The 19,259-nt window shown below is 62.3% G+C and carries 12 protein-coding genes; all 12 read left to right on the top strand.

Annotated elements, in window-relative coordinates; translation table 11 throughout:
* Positions 1 to 66 precede the first annotated feature (66 nt).
* Entirely contained in the window at positions 67 to 1,320 is a 1,254-nt protein-coding gene (locus F7R26_RS30200; RefSeq protein ID WP_150988093.1) for a M20/M25/M40 family metallo-hydrolase, read from the top strand.
* A 489-nt stretch (positions 1,321 to 1,809) separates the two neighbouring features.
* On the top strand, positions 1,810 to 5,208 hold the full coding sequence (locus F7R26_RS42005) for a two-partner secretion domain-containing protein (RefSeq protein ID WP_241754586.1): 3,399 nt from the start codon (positions 1,810 to 1,812) through the stop codon (positions 5,206 to 5,208).
* Complete coding sequence (locus F7R26_RS42000) at positions 5,096 to 12,187, top strand: hemagglutinin repeat-containing protein (RefSeq protein WP_241754786.1); 7,092 nt, start codon at positions 5,096 to 5,098, stop codon at positions 12,185 to 12,187. Before F7R26_RS42005 ends, F7R26_RS42000 begins: the two co-directional genes overlap by 113 nt.
* Positions 12,174 to 12,599: a hypothetical protein gene (locus F7R26_RS30190; RefSeq protein ID WP_150990726.1), complete on the top strand. Its 426-nt coding sequence runs from the start codon at positions 12,174 to 12,176 to the stop codon at positions 12,597 to 12,599. The genes F7R26_RS42000 and F7R26_RS30190 overlap by 14 nt, the downstream gene beginning before the upstream one ends.
* 211 nt (positions 12,600 to 12,810) lie before the next feature.
* Complete coding sequence (locus F7R26_RS30185; protein ID WP_150990724.1) at positions 12,811 to 13,182, top strand: DUF6984 family protein; 372 nt, start codon at positions 12,811 to 12,813, stop codon at positions 13,180 to 13,182.
* Positions 13,183 to 13,274: 92 nt separating this feature from the next.
* Complete coding sequence (locus F7R26_RS30180; protein ID WP_206702533.1) at positions 13,275 to 13,724, top strand: hypothetical protein; 450 nt, start codon at positions 13,275 to 13,277, stop codon at positions 13,722 to 13,724.
* A gap of 298 nt (positions 13,725 to 14,022) precedes the next feature.
* Positions 14,023 to 14,487 (top strand): hypothetical protein, encoded by a 465-nt coding sequence (locus F7R26_RS30175; RefSeq protein WP_150990720.1) that lies wholly within the window; start codon positions 14,023 to 14,025, stop codon positions 14,485 to 14,487.
* A gap of 54 nt (positions 14,488 to 14,541) precedes the next feature.
* Positions 14,542 to 14,949 carry a hypothetical protein gene (locus F7R26_RS30170; RefSeq protein ID WP_150990718.1) on the top strand — a complete coding sequence of 136 codons (408 nt, stop codon included), beginning with the start codon at positions 14,542 to 14,544 and terminating at the stop codon, positions 14,947 to 14,949.
* Between the two features lie 175 nt (positions 14,950 to 15,124).
* Positions 15,125 to 15,478 carry an Imm2 family immunity protein gene (gene imm2, locus F7R26_RS30165; protein WP_150990716.1) on the top strand — a complete coding sequence of 118 codons (354 nt, stop codon included), beginning with the start codon at positions 15,125 to 15,127 and terminating at the stop codon, positions 15,476 to 15,478.
* Between the two features lie 507 nt (positions 15,479 to 15,985).
* A complete protein-coding gene (locus tag F7R26_RS30160) occupies positions 15,986 to 16,555 on the top strand; it encodes a hypothetical protein (RefSeq protein WP_150990749.1) in 570 nt (189 codons plus the stop codon).
* 139 nt (positions 16,556 to 16,694) lie between these two features.
* Positions 16,695 to 17,207, top strand: coding sequence for a hypothetical protein (locus tag F7R26_RS30155; RefSeq protein WP_150990714.1), 513 nt, complete (start codon positions 16,695 to 16,697; stop codon positions 17,205 to 17,207).
* 87 nt (positions 17,208 to 17,294) lie between these two features.
* Entirely contained in the window at positions 17,295 to 19,049 is a 1,755-nt protein-coding gene (locus tag F7R26_RS30150) for a ShlB/FhaC/HecB family hemolysin secretion/activation protein (protein ID WP_416351346.1), read from the top strand.
* The last annotated feature ends 210 nt before the right edge of the window (positions 19,050 to 19,259 follow it).

Here is a 19,259-nt window from a genome sequence, read left to right as displayed (position 1 = left end):
GCCCGCGCCCGCGCTAGCATCGCCCGGCCTGCCCTCACAACGACCCAATCCTCCACAGGAGACACCATGCATTCCTCCCTGCGCCGGCTGACCCAGGCGGCCATCGCCACCCTGATCCTCGCCACCGGCGGCGCCCACGCCGCCGACGCCCAATTGCTGGCCGCCGCACGCACCGCGGAGCCCGCGGTGATCCAGTCGCTCAAGGAGATGGTGTCGATCGAGTCCGGCAGCGCCAACGCGGCGGGCCTGGCGCAGATGGCCAGCTACACCGAAGGCCGGCTGGCGGCGCTGGGCGCCCGCACCGAGCGCATCGCGGTCACCAAGGGCCCGGGCACCATGGTCAAGGGCACGCTGACCGGCACCGGCAAGCGCCGCATCATGCTGATCGCGCATATGGATACGGTCTATCCGGCCAACATACTGGCAACGCAGCCCATCAAGCAGGACGGCAACCGCCTGTACGGCCCCGGCATCGCCGACGACAAAGGCGGCATCGCCGTGATCCTGCATTCACTGGCCATCCTCAAGGCGGCCGGCTGGAACGACTACGCCGAGCTGACCGTGCTGTTCAACCCCGACGAGGAAGTCGGCTCCATCGGCTCCGGCGAGACCATCGCCAAACTGGCCGACCAGCACGACGTCGTGCTGTCGTTCGAGCCGACCGCCGCCAAGGCCGTGGTCAAGACCGAGGCCCTGCTGATGGGCGCCAGCGGCACGGCAACCGCCGTCATGGAAGTGAAGGGGCGCGCCTCGCACGCCGGCGCCGCGCCGGAGCTGGGCCGCAATGCGCTGATCGAGCTGGCCTACCAGCTGCAGCAAACGCGCGACGTGGCCAAATCCGTGCCGGGCACCCAGCTCAACTGGACCACCGCGCAGGCGGGCGAGGTCCGCAACCAGATACCCGAGCACGCCACCGCCATCGGCGACGTGCGCACCACGGTCAAGGACGGCGCCGGCAAGCTGCAGGCCGCGCTGCAAAAGAAGGTGGACGAAGGCAAGCTCGTCCCCGACACGCAAACCACCGTGACCATGGAAACCGGCCGGCCGCCGTTTGTCGCCAACGCACGCGGCCGCGAACTGGCGCAGCGCGCGCAAGCCATCTACGCCGAGCTCGACGGCCGCCAGCTGGCACTGGCCGAAGGCACCGGCGGCGCCACCGATGCGGGCTTCGCCGGGCGCTCAGGCAAGGCGGTGGTCGTGGAAAGCTTCGGCCTGGCGGGCTTCGGATACCACGCGCGCGATGAGTACATCGAGATCGATTCCATCGTGCCGCGCCTCTACCTGCTCACGCGCATCCTGCAGGAAATCGGCCGTAGCTGACGCCGCGCCCGGCTTGCGCGCTAAAGGATCGCGGATATCTGCCGTTAATGGAGACGGTTGGAGATAGTCTGAATTCCGTTCTTAGTGAAATGTATCTATTCTGATAATTCCCATTGATTCAGGCGGCTAGGACTAGGATTAGGAATGTCTTAATCCTAGTCCTAATCTTAGGAATTGCATTTTATCCCGGCGCTGATAACACGCCGCGCGTCTGCTTTTCAATCCCCCTTCAGTAGGTCAAAGCGCGCCCTGCGCTGCGAAATCTCCCGTAATGCCGCTTGCAGCCGTCGATTGACGGTGTGCGACGGTGTGCAATGCCTGCGCTTGCGCGCTCGCAATACCCCTCGATTCGTACTTGTCCGATTGACCGCATTGCCGTCGTCATTAAACATTGTCCATACATGTAAAGAGGATGACGGTTGTCTCCAGTCATTCCGGTAACGGTGCCAGTCATCAGAAAAGCACCGCTAATCCAGGGTCTATCCAATTATGAACAAGGGCAGTTTCCGCCTGGTCTACAGCAGGCATCGCGGGATGCTGGTCGCCGTTGAAGAATCGGCCGCCAGCATCGGAAAAGGACAGCAAGGCGGCGCACGCGCGCAACGGCGCAGCCACCGCGCAGGGCAAGGCCCGGCGCCTGGCGCATCGATGGCGGCCGCGCTGCCAGTCATGCCGCGCGCGCGCTTTGCCTCGTTGGCCTCAACTGCCTCGTTGGCCTCGGCTGCCCTGCTTGGGCTGGCTGCCCCGGCCACTGCCCAGATCGTGGCGGAGCCCAATGCCGGCGCCAACCGCCCCGGCGTGATCCAGACCAGCAACGGCCTGGCGCAAGTCAACATCACGCGGCCCTCGGGCGCGGGCGTGTCCACCAACGCCTACACCCGGTTCGACGTGCCCAAGGGCGGCGCGATCCTCAACAACTCGCCCACCATCGTGTCGACCCAGCAAGCCGGTTTCGTCAACGGCAACCCCAACCTGCTGCCGGGACAGAACGCGCGCATCATCGTCAACCAGGTCACCAGCGCGCTGCCCAGCCAGTTGCGCGGCTACCTGGAAGTGGCCGGCGCCCGGGCCGAAGTGGTGGTGGCCAACCCCAACGGCATCATGGTGGACGGTGGTGGCTTCATCAACACCAGCCGCGCCACGCTGACCACCGGCGTGCCGGTGTACGGCGGCACCGGCAGCCTCGACGCCTTCCGCGTCACCGGCGGCCAGATCTCGGTGCAGGGCGCCGGGCTGAACGCCGGCAACGTCGACCAGGTCGACCTGATCGCCCGCAGCGTCACCGCCAACGCGGCCATCCATGCCAACAACCTCAACGTCATCGCCGGCGCCAGCCAGGTAGACCGCGCCACGCTGGCCGCCACGCCCATTGCCGGGACCGGTCCCGCGCCCGGCATCGGCATCGATGTCAGCCAGCTAGGCGGCATGTACGCCAACAAGATCCTGCTGGTCGGCACCGAGGCTGGCGTGGGCGTGAGCCACCGCGGCGTGCTGGCCGCGCAGGCCGGCGACCTGACGCTCAGCGCGCAGGGCCGGCTGGAACTCGCCGGCAAGACCAGCGCCACCGGCAACCTCGCCATCGCCGCGCGCGAAGGCGTGGAGAACAGCGGCACCATCTATGGCGCGCAGGCGGTCTCGCTCGATACCGCAGGCACGCTCGGCAACAGCGGCACGCTGGCGGCGCAGCAGGGCTTGCGCGTCAATGCGGGCAGCGTGGTCTCCAGCGGCACGTTGGGCGCGGGCGTCAATGGCGACGGCGCGATCGGCCGGCAGGCGGACCTGAGCGTGGTGGCGGCCGGCACGCTGTCGGCCAGCGGCAAGCACCTCGCGGGCGGCAATGCCAGCCTGCAGGGCACGGCGCTGCAGCTAGCCGGCAGCCAGAACGCGGCGCTGGGCAACCTCAGCCTCGCCGCCAGCGCGGGCGACATCAACCTCAGCGGCGCCAGCAGCCAGGCGGGTGGGGCGCTAAGCGCCAATGCCAGCGGGGCGCTCGTCAACGACCGGGGGCAGTTGACCAGCCAGGGCAGCACCACCATCACGGCCGGCAGCGTCTCCAACCAGGGCGGACAGATGCTGGCGCACGGCGCAGCCACGCTGCAGTCGGCCGGCGCCGTCAACAATCAGCAAGGTGAACTGCAGGCGGGCGGCGCGCTCGCCGTCAACGCCGGCTCGCTCGACAACGCCGCGGGCCGCATCGAAGGCGACCTGGTTGGCGTGCGCACGGCGGGCGATCTGGCCAACCGGGGCGGCGCCATTAACCAGTTCGGCAAGGCAGACACCCGCATCAGCGTGGGTGGCGTCCTGGACAACACCTCGGGCACGCTGGCCACCAACGGCAAGAACCTGACCGTGGACGCGCAGTCGCTGTCCAACGACAGCGGCCGTGTCGCGCACGCGGGCGACGGCACGCTGGCCGTGACCAGCCGTGGCGCGCTGGGCAATGCCGAGGGCACCATCCAGACCAACGGCGCGCTGGACCTGCGGGCCGCCGGCGCGGTGACCAACACGGCTGGCCGGATCGAAACCGCCGGCACGCACAGCGCAATGTCGCTTGCCGCTGCCCGTGTTGACAACACCGCCGGGCGCATCGTCAATGCGGGCGATGGCTTGACCCGGGTCCAGGCGCAGCAAGCCTTGGTCAACGCCAATGCGGGCCGGATCGGCGGCAACGGCAAGGTGGAGCTGGCAGCCGGCACGCTGGCCAATCACGCACAGATCACCGCCAAGGGCGATGCCAGCCTGGATGCACAGTCGCTGGACAACGGCCAGTGCAGCATCACGGCGGGCGCAGCGCTAACGGCCACCGTGTCGGGCGCGGCCAGCAATCGCCAGGGCACCCTGTCCGGTGGTGTCGTCGACCTGTCGGCGGCGTCGCTGGACAACGCCGCCGGCCGCATCGAAGGCGATCAGGCCGGCATCCGCACCACAGGCAATTTGTCCAACAACGGCGGCGCCATCAACCAGTTCGGCACGGCCGACACGGTCATCAACGCGGGTGGCGCCCTCGACAACACCGCGGGCACGCTGGCCACCAACGGCAAGAACCTGACGGTGGACGCGCAGTCGCTGGCCAACGACGGCGGGCGCATCGCGCACGCCGGAGACGGCGCCCTGGCGCTGACGAGCCGGGGTGCGCTGGGCAATACAGCCGGCGCCATCCAGAGCAACGGCGCACTCGCCGTGCAGGCGGCCTCGCTGGACAACACCCGGGGCAACCTGTCCGCACAAGGCGCCGCCAGTGTCACCACGGGCGCAGACCTGGTCAACCGCCAGGGCACGCTCTACGGCCAGTCCGGCCTGTCGCTCAGCAGCCAGGGCCAGGTGGACAACACCGGCGGCACGGCGCAGACCAGCGGCGATCTGTCTGTCGCAGCCGCTGGCACGCTGAGCAACGCTGGTGGCACGCTCACCGCCAACGGCGCGCACGGCAAGGCCACTGTCTCCGCATCCGGCATCGACAACCGCGGCGGGCGCCTTGCCAACGCGGGCGACGGCGCCACCACCATCACCGCCGCCGGCGCGCTGGACAACACCGGCGGCACGCTCGGCGGCAACGGCGACGTGACCCTCGCCGCCACCGATCTCGCCAACGCAAGCGGCGCGCAGATCGCCGCGGCCGGCGCGCTCACGCTGGGCGTGACCCGCAGCGTGGACAATCGCAGGGGCAGGATCTACGGCGCCGTGGGCCTGACCCTCAACCAGGCCAGCACCACGCTCGCCAATGAAGGCGGCAACGTGCTTGGCGGCACCGACGTGCAGCTCACCCATGGCCTCCATGACAAACCAGGGCGGCGCGGTACGCGCCAACCAGGACGTGGGCGTATCCAGCCGCGCCGGCACCGTCAGCGGCAGCGGCGAGATGACGGCGGGGCGCAACCTGGCGCTTAACGTAGCGGGCGACTATCTCAACGACGCTGCCAACAAGCTGCGCGCCGACGGCGACCTGCAACTCCGTGCCAGCGGCGCGGTCACCAACACCGGCACGCTGGCGGCCGGCGGCAGCCTGGCCGTGCGTGGCGCCAATGTGAACAACGCCGCCGGTGCCGGCATCAACTCGCAGGCCACCACCGTCCAGGCCGACGGCACCATCACCAACGCCGGACGCATCGAAGGCAATGCCGTCAACACCATCAGCGGCGCGCTGGACAACACCGGCGCCGTGATCGGCAACACCGTGCAGGTGCAGGCAGCGGTGTTAAGCAACACCGGCCCGGCCGCCGTCATCGCCGCCGCGCAGGACCTCAAGATCCATGCCTCAAACGCCGTCTCGAACCTGGACGGCGCGCTGATCTACAGCGCCGGCAACCTGCAGATCGCCCGCGACGGCACGCGCGACCCGGGCACCGGCATGCTGGCCAACCAGGTCGGCGTGCTCAACAACCGCTCGGCAACGATCGAGGCAGACGGCGATATCGACATCGCCGCGCGCACGGTCAACAACACGCGTACCAGCATCGTGACGGAGGCGGGCACGCCGCAGACCACGACGACGCAGACGCTCTCGCTCTGGCTCGCCGGACTGGGTGACGGAGAAACCAACGGTCACATGAGTGCCACGTTCCCCGGATGGAGGTGGCGCGCCACGGCGGCAAGCATCAGCGGGGACATGGTCAACGCGCTGCGCGCCCCGGTCACGCTCGAAGTGCCAAAGTCCAACGTGGTCAATCTCAATACCACGGCCAAGACGCTTTCCTTCACGCAGCCGCCCTTCGAGACCTACGTCGGCAACGACAACCCGATGTGCGGCGACAACGGCTGCGCCGGTGAAGGCGGACCGGGCGGGCGCCCGTTTGCCACCAACCCTACCCAGTACTACCAGGACATCCAGGACACCGGGTCCACCTACAGGATCACCTTCTGGCCTGACTGGGATCCCGCCAAGCACCTCCGCCCGGACCAGGTGCGCGTGCGCTACGACCTCGGCCCGGACGTTCACGACTACAGCGAGACTTCCCGCACCACCGTCACCACCGTCGCCACCGACCGCCTGGTCAGCGCCACCGCGGCGGCCCGGGTCCAGGCCCAGGGCTCGATCCGCATCAACAGCGACGGTGGCAGCATCCTGAACCAGTCGTCCATCATGGCCGCCGGCGGCAACCTGTCCCGGCGCGCCGCCGGTGGCGGGGTACAGGACGTCGGCACGGTGCTCCAGCAGACGGTCAGCACCACCGACACCTCCACGTTCTACTGGCACCAGAAATCCGGCGGCAACAGCGATGAGCAAACGGTGCCGTATCCGACCACGCCCCAGGCGCCCACCACGGTAGCCGCGCTGCCGGCCCTTGCCACCGCCAACCAGGCCGTGCAGACCACCGCGCAGGACATCACCGTCGGCTCCGTCAACCGCGTCGGCCAGACTGTCACTGGCAGCGGCGTGGCCGGCGGCAGCGCCTCCGGCACGCAGCTTGGCAGTGTCGCGGGCACGGCCGGCGCCGCGCCAACCCTCGGCGCCGGCCCCGTCGCGGCCGCCACCGGCACCACCAGCCGCCCGCAGACGCTCGGCACCGCCGCCGGCGGCATCCCCAACCTGACGCTGCCCGTCAACGGCCTGTTCACGCTGCGCCCGGCCCCGGCCACGCCCTACCTGATCGAGACCGACTCACGCTTCACCCAATACAAGGCCTTCCTCTCCAGCGACTACATGCTGGGCGCCCTCGGCCTGGACCCGCAGCAGGTGCAAAAGCGCCTCGGCGACGGCTTCTATGAAGAAAAGCTCATCCGCGACCAGGTCACGGCACTAACCGGCCGTACCTTCCTGGCCGGCTACACCGACCAGTTGAAGGAATACCAGGCCCTGATGAACAGCGGCGTGACCTACGCCAAAGCCTTCGGCCTGTCCCCCGGCGTAGGCCTGTCCGATGACCAGATGCGCCAGCTCACCACCGATATGGTCTGGCTGGTAGCGCAAGACGTGACGCTGCCCGACGGTACGCATCAATCGGTGCTGGTGCCCAAGGTCTACCTGGCGCAGTCCAACGCCGTCGACCTCAACAGCACCGGTGCGCTCGTCACCGGCAACAGCGTCGCGCTCAATGCCACCAGCAACGTCAACAACAGCGGCCGCATCGTTGGCGACGTCGCCACGCAGGTGCTCGGCAACAACATCGTCAATCGCGGCGCCATTGGCGACACCACCGGCACCACCGTGGTCCAGGCCCTGCAGGATGTACGCAACCTGGGCGGGCGCATCGGCGGCCAGGACGTCCTGGTGCAAGCCGGGCGCGATGTGGTCAACGAAACGCAGACCGTCACGGAAGCCCGCACGATCGGGCCCAACGGCTACAGCGCGGGCGCCACGGGCGTGGCCGCGGTGGCGGCGATTTCGGCAACCGGCAATGCCCTGGTGCTGGCCGGGCGCGACGTCACCCTCAGCGGCGCCGTGCTCGAAGCCGGCAAGGGCGCACTGATCGGCGCCGGCCGCGACCTCACCATTGGCGCGGTCACCCTCGGCACCACGCAGGACGCCGTCTCGCGCGGCGGGCAAAGCTATGCCCACGACAAGACCAGCACGGTGGCCGGCAGCACGGTGCAGGCAGGCGGCAATGTGGTGGCGGTGGCCGGGCGCGACGCCGCGCTGGCGGGGTCCAGTGTGGGGGCGGGCGGCGATGTCTCCCCGATCGCCGGGCGGGATCTCACCGTCACGGCCGCGAAAGACACCACCGCCCACAGCGAAGGCTCGCTGGGCGGCAAGGGCGCGTCCTACACGCAGTCCGCCTACGACGAAACCGTGCGCGGCAGCACCGTGCAAGGCGGCACCAGCGCCACCCTGGCAGCCGGGCAAACAACGCTGGCAGCCGGCCTGCTGGAAGCCAACGGCATCACCGCCGCGCCGGTCACAGGCAAGGGCAGCGTCACGCTGACCGGCTCGGAAGTCAGCGCCGGCAAGCCCGGCGTGAGCGGCTCCGGCGTCAGCATCGTCGCCACCCAGGACATCACCATCGGCGAAGCCCGGGAAGTGCACGACGCCAGCTACGACAGCCGCAGCAGAAGCAGCGGCCTGCTCTCGCGCAGCGCCAGCCACGACCAGACCAGCAGCCATGCCGACCTTGGCGTAGGCAGCCTGGTCAGCGGCGACACCGTGCGCGTGACCGCCGGCAACGACCTCACCGTGCGCCAGAGCGGCATCGCCGCCACCGACGGCGTAGCCCTGGCCGCCACCAAAGGCAACGTGCTGATCACCGCCGGCCAGAACACCCGGGAAGAAAGCTACGCACACGAGCAGAAATCCTCCGGGCTCTCCGCCTTTGCCGGCAAGGGCGGCATCGGCGTCTCGGCGGGCAGCAACCAGGCCAACAGCGCCGGCCACGCCGTTGCCGTCACCCAGAGCGATGCGCGCAGCACCGTGGGCGCCGCCAACGGCAATGTCACCATCAGCGCCGGGCGCGACGCCACCATCCTCGGCAGCGACCTGATCGCCGGGCGCAAGGAAGGCAACACCACCGCCGGCCATATCGATATCCAGGCGCAGAACATCGCCGTGCTGGCCGGCGTGGACCACATCACCCAGGAAAGCAGCCAGAGCAGCCGCTCCAGCGGCCTGTCCATGGCGCTCACCGGCACGCCGCTCGACACGGCGCGCAACCTCCAGGACATCCAGCGCAACCCCAGCACCGTCACCCGCGCCAAGCAAACGCTCAATGAACTCGGCGCCGCCGCCTTCACCGCGCCGCAGGTGGGCATCACCTTTGGCAGCAACCGCAGCAGCAGCCAGGTGGAGACCGAATCGATCTCCCAGCGCGGCAGCCAGCTCACCGGCGCCGGCGATATCCGCCTGCGCGCCACCGGCAACGGCGACAAGGACGCCAACGGCAAAGCCACCGACGGCAATATCCTGATCGCCGGCAGCACCGTCAGCGCCGGCGCTGCCGCCATCCTCGACGCCCAGCGCGACGTCCTGCTGCAAGCCTCCACCGACAGCTACCGCGAAGCCACCAGCTCCAGCAGCAGCGGCTGGAGCCTGAGCACCGCCGCGCCCTCGCTTGGCGATGTCGGCCGCTTTGTCGGCGGCGGTCCCAACAACGGCGGCGTCTCCATGCTGCCGTACGGCAACCAGAAAGCCAGCGCCAGCGGCGACGCCAGCGCCGCCCGGCAAAACGCCACGGTGGTCACCGGCAATACCGTCGCCGTCAAGGCCCGCAGCGGCGACATCACCATCGCCGGCAGCGGCCTGTCGGCTGAAGGCGACCTCACGCTAGCCGCGCTGCAAGGCAAGGTCGACATCCTCTCCGGCCAGGACAGCAAGACCAAGCGCAGCGACAGCAGCAGCCGCCAGATCGGCGACCTGGGCGGCACCGGCTACACCGGCACCGTCGGCATCCGTACCGAGTCCCACCACCTGGACACGGCGCAGACCACCGAAAACACCATCCGCAGCCAGGTGGTCAGCCAGAACGGCAGCGTCACCATCAGCGCCAAGGACGACCTCACCGCACGCGGCGCCGATATCGCCGCCGGGAAAGACGTCACGCTGATCGGCAAGAACGTGGTGCTTGACCCCGGCAAGGACACCGCAAACAGCCACCAGGTCGACAAAACCAGCCAGTACGGCGTCACGCTCGCCCTGTCCGGCTACGCGGTAACCGCCGCGCAAACCATCGAGAACGCCGCCCGCGGCATGGAAGACAGCAAGAACGACCGCCTGCGCGGGCTCTACGCAGCGCAGGCTGCGCTCGCGGTCGCCAACGGCGTCAGCACCGTCCGGGACCTCGCCAGCGGCGGCACCGGCGGCACCGCGCTGATCAAAGCCACCGTCAGCATCGGCGGCGGCAGCTCCGAGTCCGAATCCCGCAGCCAGGCCAGCGCCAACCAAGGCACCACCGTCAAGGCCGGCAACGCCGTCACCATCGTCGCCGCCGGCTCCGGCGGCAAGGACGCCAACGGCTACGCCACCGACGGCGACATCACCGGGCGAGGCGTACAGATCGACGGCAAAACCGTCACCCTCAGCGCAGCTCGCGACGTCAACCTGGAAAGCGCGCAAGACACCGCCAGCCAAAGCAGCAAGAGCGGCGGCAGCAACGCCAGCATCGGCGTGGGCCTCGCACTCGGCGGACAGCAAAACGGCTTCACGCTCGAACTCGCCGCCAGCCAGAACAAGGCCAAGGGCGACGGCGACTCCGTCACCAACCACAACAGCCATGTCAGCGCCAGCGACCAGCTCACCATCACCAGCGGGCGCGACACCAACCTCAAGGGCGCGCAAGTCACCGGCGACACCGTGCGGGCAGACGTGGGGCGCAACCTCAATGTAGAAAGCCGGCAAGACACCGACAACTACCACAGCCGCGAATCGTCATCCGGCTTCCAGGCCAGCCTGTGCGTGCCCCCGATCTGCTACGGCACCACGGTCAGCGGCAGCGTCAGTGTGTCGAGCGGCAACACCGACAGCACCTACAACTCGGTCAGGGAGCAAAGCGGCATCTACGCGGGCAATGGCGGCTTCCAGGTCAACGTCAAGCAGAACACGGACCTGAAGGGAGCGGTGCTGGCCAGTACGGCCGACGCGGGCAAGAACAGCCTCACCACCGGCACGCTGACTACCAGCGATATTGAGAACAAGGCGGAGTACAGCAGTAGTTCGTCGACTATTGCCGGCAGCTTCGACAGTGGTCAGAGCCTGCTGAAGAACAGCGTGAACACCCTTGCGGCCACGGCCGCGGGGAATGCGCAAAAGGCAATCGAAGGCGATGCCGCCGGCACTACCAAGAGCGCCATTGCCAATGGGACGGTCACCATCACCAATGCCGAGGCGCAGAAGGAGAAGACTGGCAAGACGGTGGAAGAAGTGCTTGCTGGCTTGAATCGGGATACGGATGGCGCCAATCAGGCTCTCGATAAGATCTTTGATGCGAAGAAGGTGAAGGAACAGCAGGAGGAGAACAAGGTCCGGGCCGAACCGGTGCAGCAGTTGGCGCCGATGGTTTATAGCAAGGTCGGCGACATGCTGGTGGGCGCCTCTCCTGACACCAAGGCCGCTGTCCATGCTCTGGTGGGTGGTCTGCTTGCCCAGGCGGCCGGCGGCAGCTTCGCTGCGGGTGCTGCAGGTGGGGCGGCGGCCTCGCTGGCAATGGAGGCTTTTGGTAAGGCGCTTCTCGATCAGCCTGGTTTGAGTGATAGCGATCGTAAGGCGTTGGTGCAGTTGGCTGGATTGGTGGTTGGTGGGGTGGCCGGTGGCGTGGCAGGTGGGTCGGTTGCAGATGTTGCTGCGGGCGCGAATATTGGGAAGGTTGCGACGGAGAATAACTACCTCAAGCACACCACGGACCCGAGCGCGTCCCAGTTAGAGGAATTCAAGTCAGAACTAGCCGCATGCAAGGCAGCAACAAATTGCGATCCCGATACTGTCTATTCACGGTGGTCGGCGGTTTCGAGGCAGAATCAAGCCGAGGCAATGGCCAGCGACCGGGATGCAGCCGCCGATGAGTGGGGCAGGCAAATCGGTTGGGCAGTTGCCGCGATGAGTGCCAATCCTGCGAATTATTGTTCGCCCGGTGACGGAAGATGTTATAGCTTTGTATTGCAACAAGCCAAAGAGGCAGCGGTTGTTTATCGTCAAGCCATCGCCATCTCGCAGTCGTTGGAAATGGCGGATGGCGGAGTTGGCAGGTACGGAAATAATGCCAATGCTCTCTCGCCGCAAGACATTAAATCGATTAAATCCTATGAGAAATTAATTAAGGAGCACGAGCGAAAATTGGCTGATTTTGTTGCGAATCCGACTATTCGGCTGGGTATAGAGAATTTGCCACCTGCAATTATCGAGCGGCAGCATTCTGCAAGAATTCGTCATCTTGAAACGGAAATATCTACGTTCAGAGATAATATCGATAAATTATTAAAAATGGCCCCGAAAAATGCTAAAAATTGATCGCGGAGTTGGCTCGTTGGTGATTATTGACAAAAGCCGGTTGGGTATTATTTCAAGCTTCAATGAAATTCCGACAATATGTCTAATTTGGCTTGGTGGAACGAGGTGGGAAATTGATGATGGCTTGGTAAAAATACTGTTGAAGTCTGGGGTAACCTGTTTTCTAACATACGGAGAGGGGGCGGATGAGCTGCATGATCATCTTGATGATGTGCTTATTTCAATCGACAGATTCGATGTAGTTACCATGGGTCACGAAAATGATTCGATAGAGGATGTCGCATATTTCTTCTTTAACTCAATTTACTTTGGAGTTGGTGAGCGTCGCTATCTTGTTGTTATTGACATGAATTCGGATAATTGCAAAACATTTGTTGATGAAATGACGAAAAACTTCACGAGAGAAATGTAGTTGTTTTGCGAGACACATCGGTTTTGATAACGCCGGCATATAAATCGCCAACGTCAGACAATTCATTTCGAATGGTTTATTTGTGGCGACCAGTTGGTATTGATCAGAAAGTTGGGACCAGTCGATGAAATTCATGACGGTTATTGCTTGCATTTAAGGGCGGTGACGAAAAAATAAACGTTGGCAGAATAACAGTAAGAGGTGAGGTGGAATGAAGAATCGAAATATTTCCGCTGCCGAATTTAATCTTCTGGGTTTCCTTGGAAAATTAGGTCAAGTTGAAGGAAGAGGCGATTTCTTGATGAAGACGCCGTTAGAAGTTCAGCCTATGGAAGACGGTGGTATGGGTAGCTTCCGTATTTGCTTGCCCAATCAATGCGAAAAAAATGGGCATGAGACGATGGTGGCTTCGGCACAAGCGCTAGACAAGGACGGCACGCTAGTATTTGCGACGCTTTTCGTAGATAGCCAACATCGCCCGATTGAGGTGGATATCTGGAAGGTGGATTATTCTCAAATGCTGGAAATGCCTTCCAATTGGATTCCGGAACGAAATCCGCCATTGCCTGGCGGAGGAGAATAATGACTATGTAAATCCAGGTGAGATCACCGTGTTCGAAAGACTCAGAGATTGGAATAATGGTATTCATTGATTTGACTGAGGGGAGGGAGTTGTTGAATTTCATCGAGACCCTTGGTCCGCTCGCCTGGCAAAAATTTGAATCCAGGTATCCAGAAATTAAATTTAGAGGTCAGCAACCGAAAATGGAAGATAGGTCGGCGATGCCGCCTTATACTAGCTTTCGATTTGAGAATGAAGATCCGGAGGTAATTAATAGACTTAGATTTGCCGTAGAAACATACAGCGGAGAGATTGAGTGGGTCATGGAAGGACACTCGCGAGAAATGTTTCCCGGAACAACAAACTGGGTTATCTATCCAAAGAGAACATCTGAATCTCGGAAAATCGCTCTCGATGCTGGCATGGTGGTTGGTCAATACATGGCACTGAACGATCCGGAGTTTGGGCCGATAACGTACATCCCCGAGTCCGGTCCGTTGTCAAGATTACTTCTCGGGGAACAATGTGCGTTCCGAAGTTGCCAAAATGACAGCCATGATTAATGGGAATCCGACGGAAATCGAGTTGCGCGAAAGGATAGAACGCGAACTTGGATGGCGTGGGGCAACTAAGATAGTTGGAGGCCGATGGGGGATCGGTATTTCCCGTATCAAACGCGCCGTTTCGTCGAAACCGGTGATATTGATCATTCTGTTGTTGGAAACTGGCCCATATTCGTAAGCAAGGATGGTAGTTGTCACAGAGGAAGGTGCTCAGAATAGTCTTACGCGTGCATCAGCTCGTGCATGCACCTTCATGTTAGAACATGACCAGCGCTTCTATGGAAGTTAGAAGACATGGATGCTAGAAATTATGCATACAAAAACGCTCGCCAAGTTGTTTCAAGAGTCAAAGGCACAGCCAGTAATTCTGGGTGATATGGTTGTGGTGCCAATTTATCGGCTCCCTCTCGCGGCGGGGAAATGGCATGTCCGTGTGGAGCGAATATCAGCAAAAAACATTCCAGTTCAAGGGATCAGATTAAAGGTTGATCTTGGTCACATCGCTGTCGCCGGCCAGAAGCAGAAGGACATCGTTCTATGGGGAGACACCAGTCCAGATGTTGTTGATATGGAGATTTCATGTGCATCGGAAACTGTTTTTAAGGCTTGGAATGTGTGGCGAGTTGATGGGATTATGCAGGCTTGGATTGGTAATTCTGGAATGATTGTTGAGAACGATGTGGGTATAATTAAATTGCTCTGCAGCGATGGAAAATCAGCACCGGAATTCGATAATTTGATTGTGACAATTGCAATAAATTAGTGTTTAACGTTATGTCCGTGTTAGGGTTGCATGGGGTAACTCATGTGTATCATCATGATCAATTTTGATTCTGGGTCTATTGTATTTGACGATGGGTTGAATATATCGACCAGAACAACAATTGCACAGATGGGGAAGTTAGACTTTCCGGAGCTGTCTCCTGCGGTGAAATTGAGAACGAAATTAAGCATTGGAACTCATGTCTGCAAGAATCTGACATGGGCGGTTGGTGCAGTGTTTTCTCAAGAGCGAATAGTACAGGTATGGCTTCAATGTCTAAATGTTGATGGAGTGAATGCAGGTGCGTGGGATTTGGAAAATGAAAAAATTAGAAGAGATTTTCACGATAAATTAATAGAAGAGCGTTGTTGCTCGATTTGTCCATCAGAGAGAGCGCCGGCTTATTTATCCACTGGGGAAAGATCTCATCAATTATTGACATGCGTGGAGTGTAGTCATTGATCGTGATTGACTATTTCTGACGAAAGAACTGGCAGCCCAGGCAAGGCGGCAGCTACCACCAAGAGCGCTGTCGCCAATGACACGGTGACTATCATCAACTATAGTCAAATATCAAAATATCACGGTAAATATTTGAATAATAACATTATGATTCTCCCGCAAAAAAGGAGCCGTGATGGAAGATCGCGTTTCTTACAGCGTGATGAGAGCATGGATTTTTTCTCGTTATTACAGCTATTGCAGGTCAAAGCTCAATAATAAAAGCTCATGGGTCGAGGGCGAGAGTGAGGTTGGGTATGCCTATGATGAATTGGATAACTCTTTTGAGCTTCCGGTAGAGAGGTTGATGCTTGAGGTGTTGACTCTTATTCTTGATGCTGGGCGCGGATCAGAGCAGGCAGGAGCATATCATCGTAAGGCTATTGAAGATTTACTTGAAAATAATGATTTGTCTGAGATGCTTAAGGATATTCCGATGGATGAGGTAGAGGAATTTAAGATTGATATTAATGTTTTAGGGGTTATTTGAAATAAAACTCTATTTTCGTATGGTGATATTCTCTATTCTGACGTAATCAGGCGTTGTTGCATAAATCGAATCATCCTGTGATCCAAATTTCATGCGATGCGGACGGCCTGCGGGTGTGCGGGAACGGGCATGCGGATGAGTTCACCTACATGGCTCGCCACTTCGGTTGCCTGGGCGGTGACTTGGCGCGCCCAGAGGCGATCGCCGGTGAGCCTCTTGAGTCGGTACATCGGGTACTCGAGAAACGAGAGCCAATGGTGGCCGCTTTGCCTTTTCCATTCTCGTCTGCCATTTCGCGCAATCGCGCTGATGACCTTGTTACGATTGCCGAGGAGGAGCCATCTGGATAGATGGCGTAGGTAACGAAATCTGGACGTAGATGTGGTTTGTAGAGTCCTTCGCGCGTAATTTCGATTTTCCGGTGCGCGGATCATTGAATATGACGATCGCAATATGACGTTGGCGCATAGAGCTACATTAATTTTAAATTTATCTAAAAACAAAATCATGAAGCATCTATTTTTAATCGGCCTTTGCCTTTCCACTACCACCGCTCTCGCAGCCAGCCCAGTCCTCCTGGAAACCCCAGTCACCTACGCTCCGGGCGCCAGCGTAGTCGACCAGGTCAAGTCCGAATGCCAGATCGAGAACATGCTGACCACCCGCGTCGGCGATGTGCTGCGCAAGCGGAACAAGACCGGCGACGGCACGGTCGCGTCCACTGGCGATGCCAACGGTGCGCAGGTGCTCCGGCTGCAGATCACCCACATCCTGGGTGTTGGCGGCGGTGCCTGGACTGGCCCTAAAGCTATCACTGTGACTGCCGATCTACTTGAAGGCGGCAAGGTGATCCGCAATACCAAGATCAACCGTTGGTCGGTGGGTGGGATGTGGGGTGGCTTCAAGGGGACGTGTTCCATCCTTGACCGTACAGCCGTTGCCATCGGGAAGGATCTGGGGCGTTGGGTTGCCGATCCGTCTTATGTGATCAAGGAGGAGGCGCCGCCTAAGGAGGCTGCCGAGGCGGCGGCGGAAGCCGCACCGGCTTCTGCGGTTGCTCCGGCTAGCGTGGAGTAGCGCTCTGCGGTTGTTGTCTTGTCGGGCTGGGGTCGCGGGCGTTGTGCGTAACGCAGAGTGCGCGTCCCCTTGGCCGGACGTCGTATCCGGGGGTGCATTTCCCGGCGTTGTCATCAAGCCAATATAAAGAAGTCGCCATATGGGTCAATTCTCTCGTCTCGCCATGCTCGCACTGCCGGCCCTGCTGGCCGGCTGCACATCGGTTTCCACGCTTGCGCCGCCGCTCGGCCCTGACGATCCGTCTGCCGAGCTTTATGGAACCGGCGGCTTCAGCATGACCATTCCGCAAGTGAACCAGAAGGGCTGCTACCAGGGCGATGCCATCCTGAACACGCAGTCCGCTGCGCCAAGCATCCGCGTGCGTGCCGCGCGTCCGCTGGTGATTGCGATTGACGGTGCATCCGGCATTCATCGCTGCCGCGATATGGTGCGGTTCAAGCCGGAGGCGGGTCACAAGTACGTCGCGCATGGCAGGCCGGGGCCGGATGAGGAGTCGGCGAAGGTTTCCATCTGGAAGCAGGCGGTGAGCGCGAACAAGCCTTACTGCCATATCGCGGTGTTCGATGAGACGGACGAGACGGATGTCAAGCCGGTGCAGATCAAGCGGGTCGAGCCGCGCCAGCGGGGTTTTACCTGCATCGGTTTCGATTAATGGCGTGAGCGGTTAGCCGCGCAGATGCCAAACATGCCGTGACGCCTGGTCACGCAAATACAAGCTTTCATGCAGATCAGAAGAAGAATGATTGCCGCCATGCTTTCGGTGGCGGGTGGTGCGGGTTACACCAGCACGTCATTGCGTGCCCAGGTGCCTCCCGCCAATCCGGGTCAGGCCGCCATCCTCTCCGGCGCCGAACAGGAGCAGCGCGTGCGCCAGCAGCAGGAAGCCCGCGAACGCGCCCAGGCGGTCCAGGCGCCGGGCGTGCGGGCAGCGCAGCCGTCGGCAGAGGGGTTTCCCGCGTTGCCGGTCGAGCAGCCGTGCTTTCGCATCGAGCGCTTTGCGCTTGACGTCCCGGCGGAGCTGCCGCCCGCGCTGCATGCGCGCGGCGCGTCTGCCTTGCCGCAGGATCCGTTCGCCTTTGCCCGTGCGTGGCTGGATCACTACCAGGGGGCTTGCATCGGCAAGCAGGGCGTGGACATGCTGGCCAAGGGCGTGTCGCACGTCATCCTTGGCCAGGGCTATGTGACCACGCGCGTATTGCTGCCCGAGCAGGACCTGAGCACCGGCACGTTGCGCATGGCGTTGATCCCCGGCGTGATCGGGCAATTGCGCTTTGCCGAGGCGGATCTCCGGGGCACCTGGAAGAGCGCGTTTCCAGCGCGCCCAGGCGATCTGCTGAACCTGCGGGACCTGGAGCAAGGCCTGGAGCAGATGAAGCGCGTGACCAGCCAGGATGTGGACATGCAGGTTGTGCCCACCAGCGTGCCGGGCCAGAGCGACGTGGTGATCGCGGTCAAGCGGACCAAGCCGTGGACGGTGGTGGCGTCGATGGACAACTCGGGCACGCGCTCCACCGGCAAGCTGCAGGGCAACCTGAGCGTGGGCATTGACAACCCGCTGGGCCTGAACGACCTGTTCAACGTGGGCTACAGCCAGGATCTGGCCTTTGGCGACCGGCGCCACGGCACGCATGGCTGGAACGGCTTCTACTCGGTGCCGTGGGGTTACTGGACGGGCACGGTGTCGGCGTATTCCAGCACCTATTACCAGCAGATTGCCGGCGTCAACCAGACCTTTGTCTCCAGCGGCAATTCACAGACGGTGGATTTCAAGCTGCAGCGGGTGCTTAGCCGCAGCCAGAACGATGTGCTTGGCCTGCAGTTCCGGCTGTCCAAGCGCTTTGGCAAGAGCTTTATCGAGGATACGGAGATCGAGCAGCAGCGGCGCAACAACACGGTGGTGGAGGTGGGCATCACCGGTCGCCACTACTTCGGCGCCGCCCAGTTCGACGGCAGCCTGGCCTACCGCCAGGGCGTGGCCGGCCTTGGCGCGCAGCCCGATACGCTGGCCCAGCTGGGTGGCCCCACCTGGCGTTACCGCATGGCCGTGCTGGATGCGAACCTGTCGGTGCCGTTCAAGCTGGCGGAGCAGTCGCTGCGCTATGTCACTACCGTGCGCGGGCAGTTCACCAATGACCGGCTGTTCTATATCGACGCGCTGACCATCGGCAGCCGGTACACGGTGCGCGGCTTCGATGGCGAAAGCCTGCTGGCGGGGGAGCGCGGTTTCTACTGGCGCAATGAGCTACAGGCGCCGCTGGGCGGGAGCGGGCAGGCGCTGTATGCCGGGCTGGACTATGGGCGGGTGTTTGGGCCGTCGACCGAGGGGCTGGTGGGTACCCAGCTGGCGGGCGCGGTGATCGGGCTGAGAGGCGGGCTGGGGTCGAAGCTGGGGGCGGTGTCGTATGACTTGTTTTTGGGTATGCCGGTTTATAAGCCGGCGGCGTTCCATACGGCGGGGGTGACGGCGGGGTTGCAGTTGGTGTTTCAGTATTGATGGCTCGATCGGCAGAGGCACCGGTTCAATCTCGGATTGGAACTAGCAAGCTACAGAAACTTGTCCGGAATAACTCCGATTACGTCGATGAACGTTCGTTTTCTTGCTCTGGCATTTTTGATGCTGGTCTCGTCCGCAGGCCCGCAGGGGAATCTACAGGGCCTCTTCCTTGTAGAAAACCGCGTTGTGAGGCAGGGAATTTGTCAACAA

This window comes from Cupriavidus basilensis (genome assembly GCF_008801925.2).
In the GTDB taxonomy this organism is placed as follows: Bacteria; Pseudomonadota; Gammaproteobacteria; order Burkholderiales; family Burkholderiaceae; genus Cupriavidus; species Cupriavidus basilensis.
Note: the sequence above shows the minus strand (reverse complement) of the source record. Positions and strands in the feature narration are given on the sequence as shown.

What these genes read in the sequence shown, in the direction of transcription:
- F7R26_RS30200 (WP_150988093.1), top strand. Translation starts at nt 67, where the DNA reads ATGCATTCCTCCCTGCGCCGGCTGACCCAGGCGGCCATCGCCACCCTG.
- F7R26_RS42005 (WP_241754586.1), top strand. Translation starts at nt 1,810, where the DNA reads ATGAACAAGGGCAGTTTCCGCCTGGTCTACAGCAGGCATCGCGGGATG.
- F7R26_RS42000 (WP_241754786.1), top strand. Translation starts at nt 5,096, where the DNA reads ATGACAAACCAGGGCGGCGCGGTACGCGCCAACCAGGACGTGGGCGTA.
- F7R26_RS30190 (WP_150990726.1), top strand. Translation starts at nt 12,174, where the DNA reads ATGCTAAAAATTGATCGCGGAGTTGGCTCGTTGGTGATTATTGACAAA.
- F7R26_RS30185 (WP_150990724.1), top strand. Translation starts at nt 12,811, where the DNA reads ATGAAGAATCGAAATATTTCCGCTGCCGAATTTAATCTTCTGGGTTTC.
- F7R26_RS30175 (WP_150990720.1), top strand. Translation starts at nt 14,023, where the DNA reads ATGCTAGAAATTATGCATACAAAAACGCTCGCCAAGTTGTTTCAAGAG.
- F7R26_RS30170 (WP_150990718.1), top strand. Translation starts at nt 14,542, where the DNA reads ATGATCAATTTTGATTCTGGGTCTATTGTATTTGACGATGGGTTGAAT.
- imm2 (WP_150990716.1), top strand. Translation starts at nt 15,125, where the DNA reads ATGGAAGATCGCGTTTCTTACAGCGTGATGAGAGCATGGATTTTTTCT.
- F7R26_RS30160 (WP_150990749.1), top strand. Translation starts at nt 15,986, where the DNA reads ATGAAGCATCTATTTTTAATCGGCCTTTGCCTTTCCACTACCACCGCT.
- F7R26_RS30155 (WP_150990714.1), top strand. Translation starts at nt 16,695, where the DNA reads ATGGGTCAATTCTCTCGTCTCGCCATGCTCGCACTGCCGGCCCTGCTG.
- F7R26_RS30150 (WP_416351346.1), top strand. Translation starts at nt 17,295, where the DNA reads ATGATTGCCGCCATGCTTTCGGTGGCGGGTGGTGCGGGTTACACCAGC.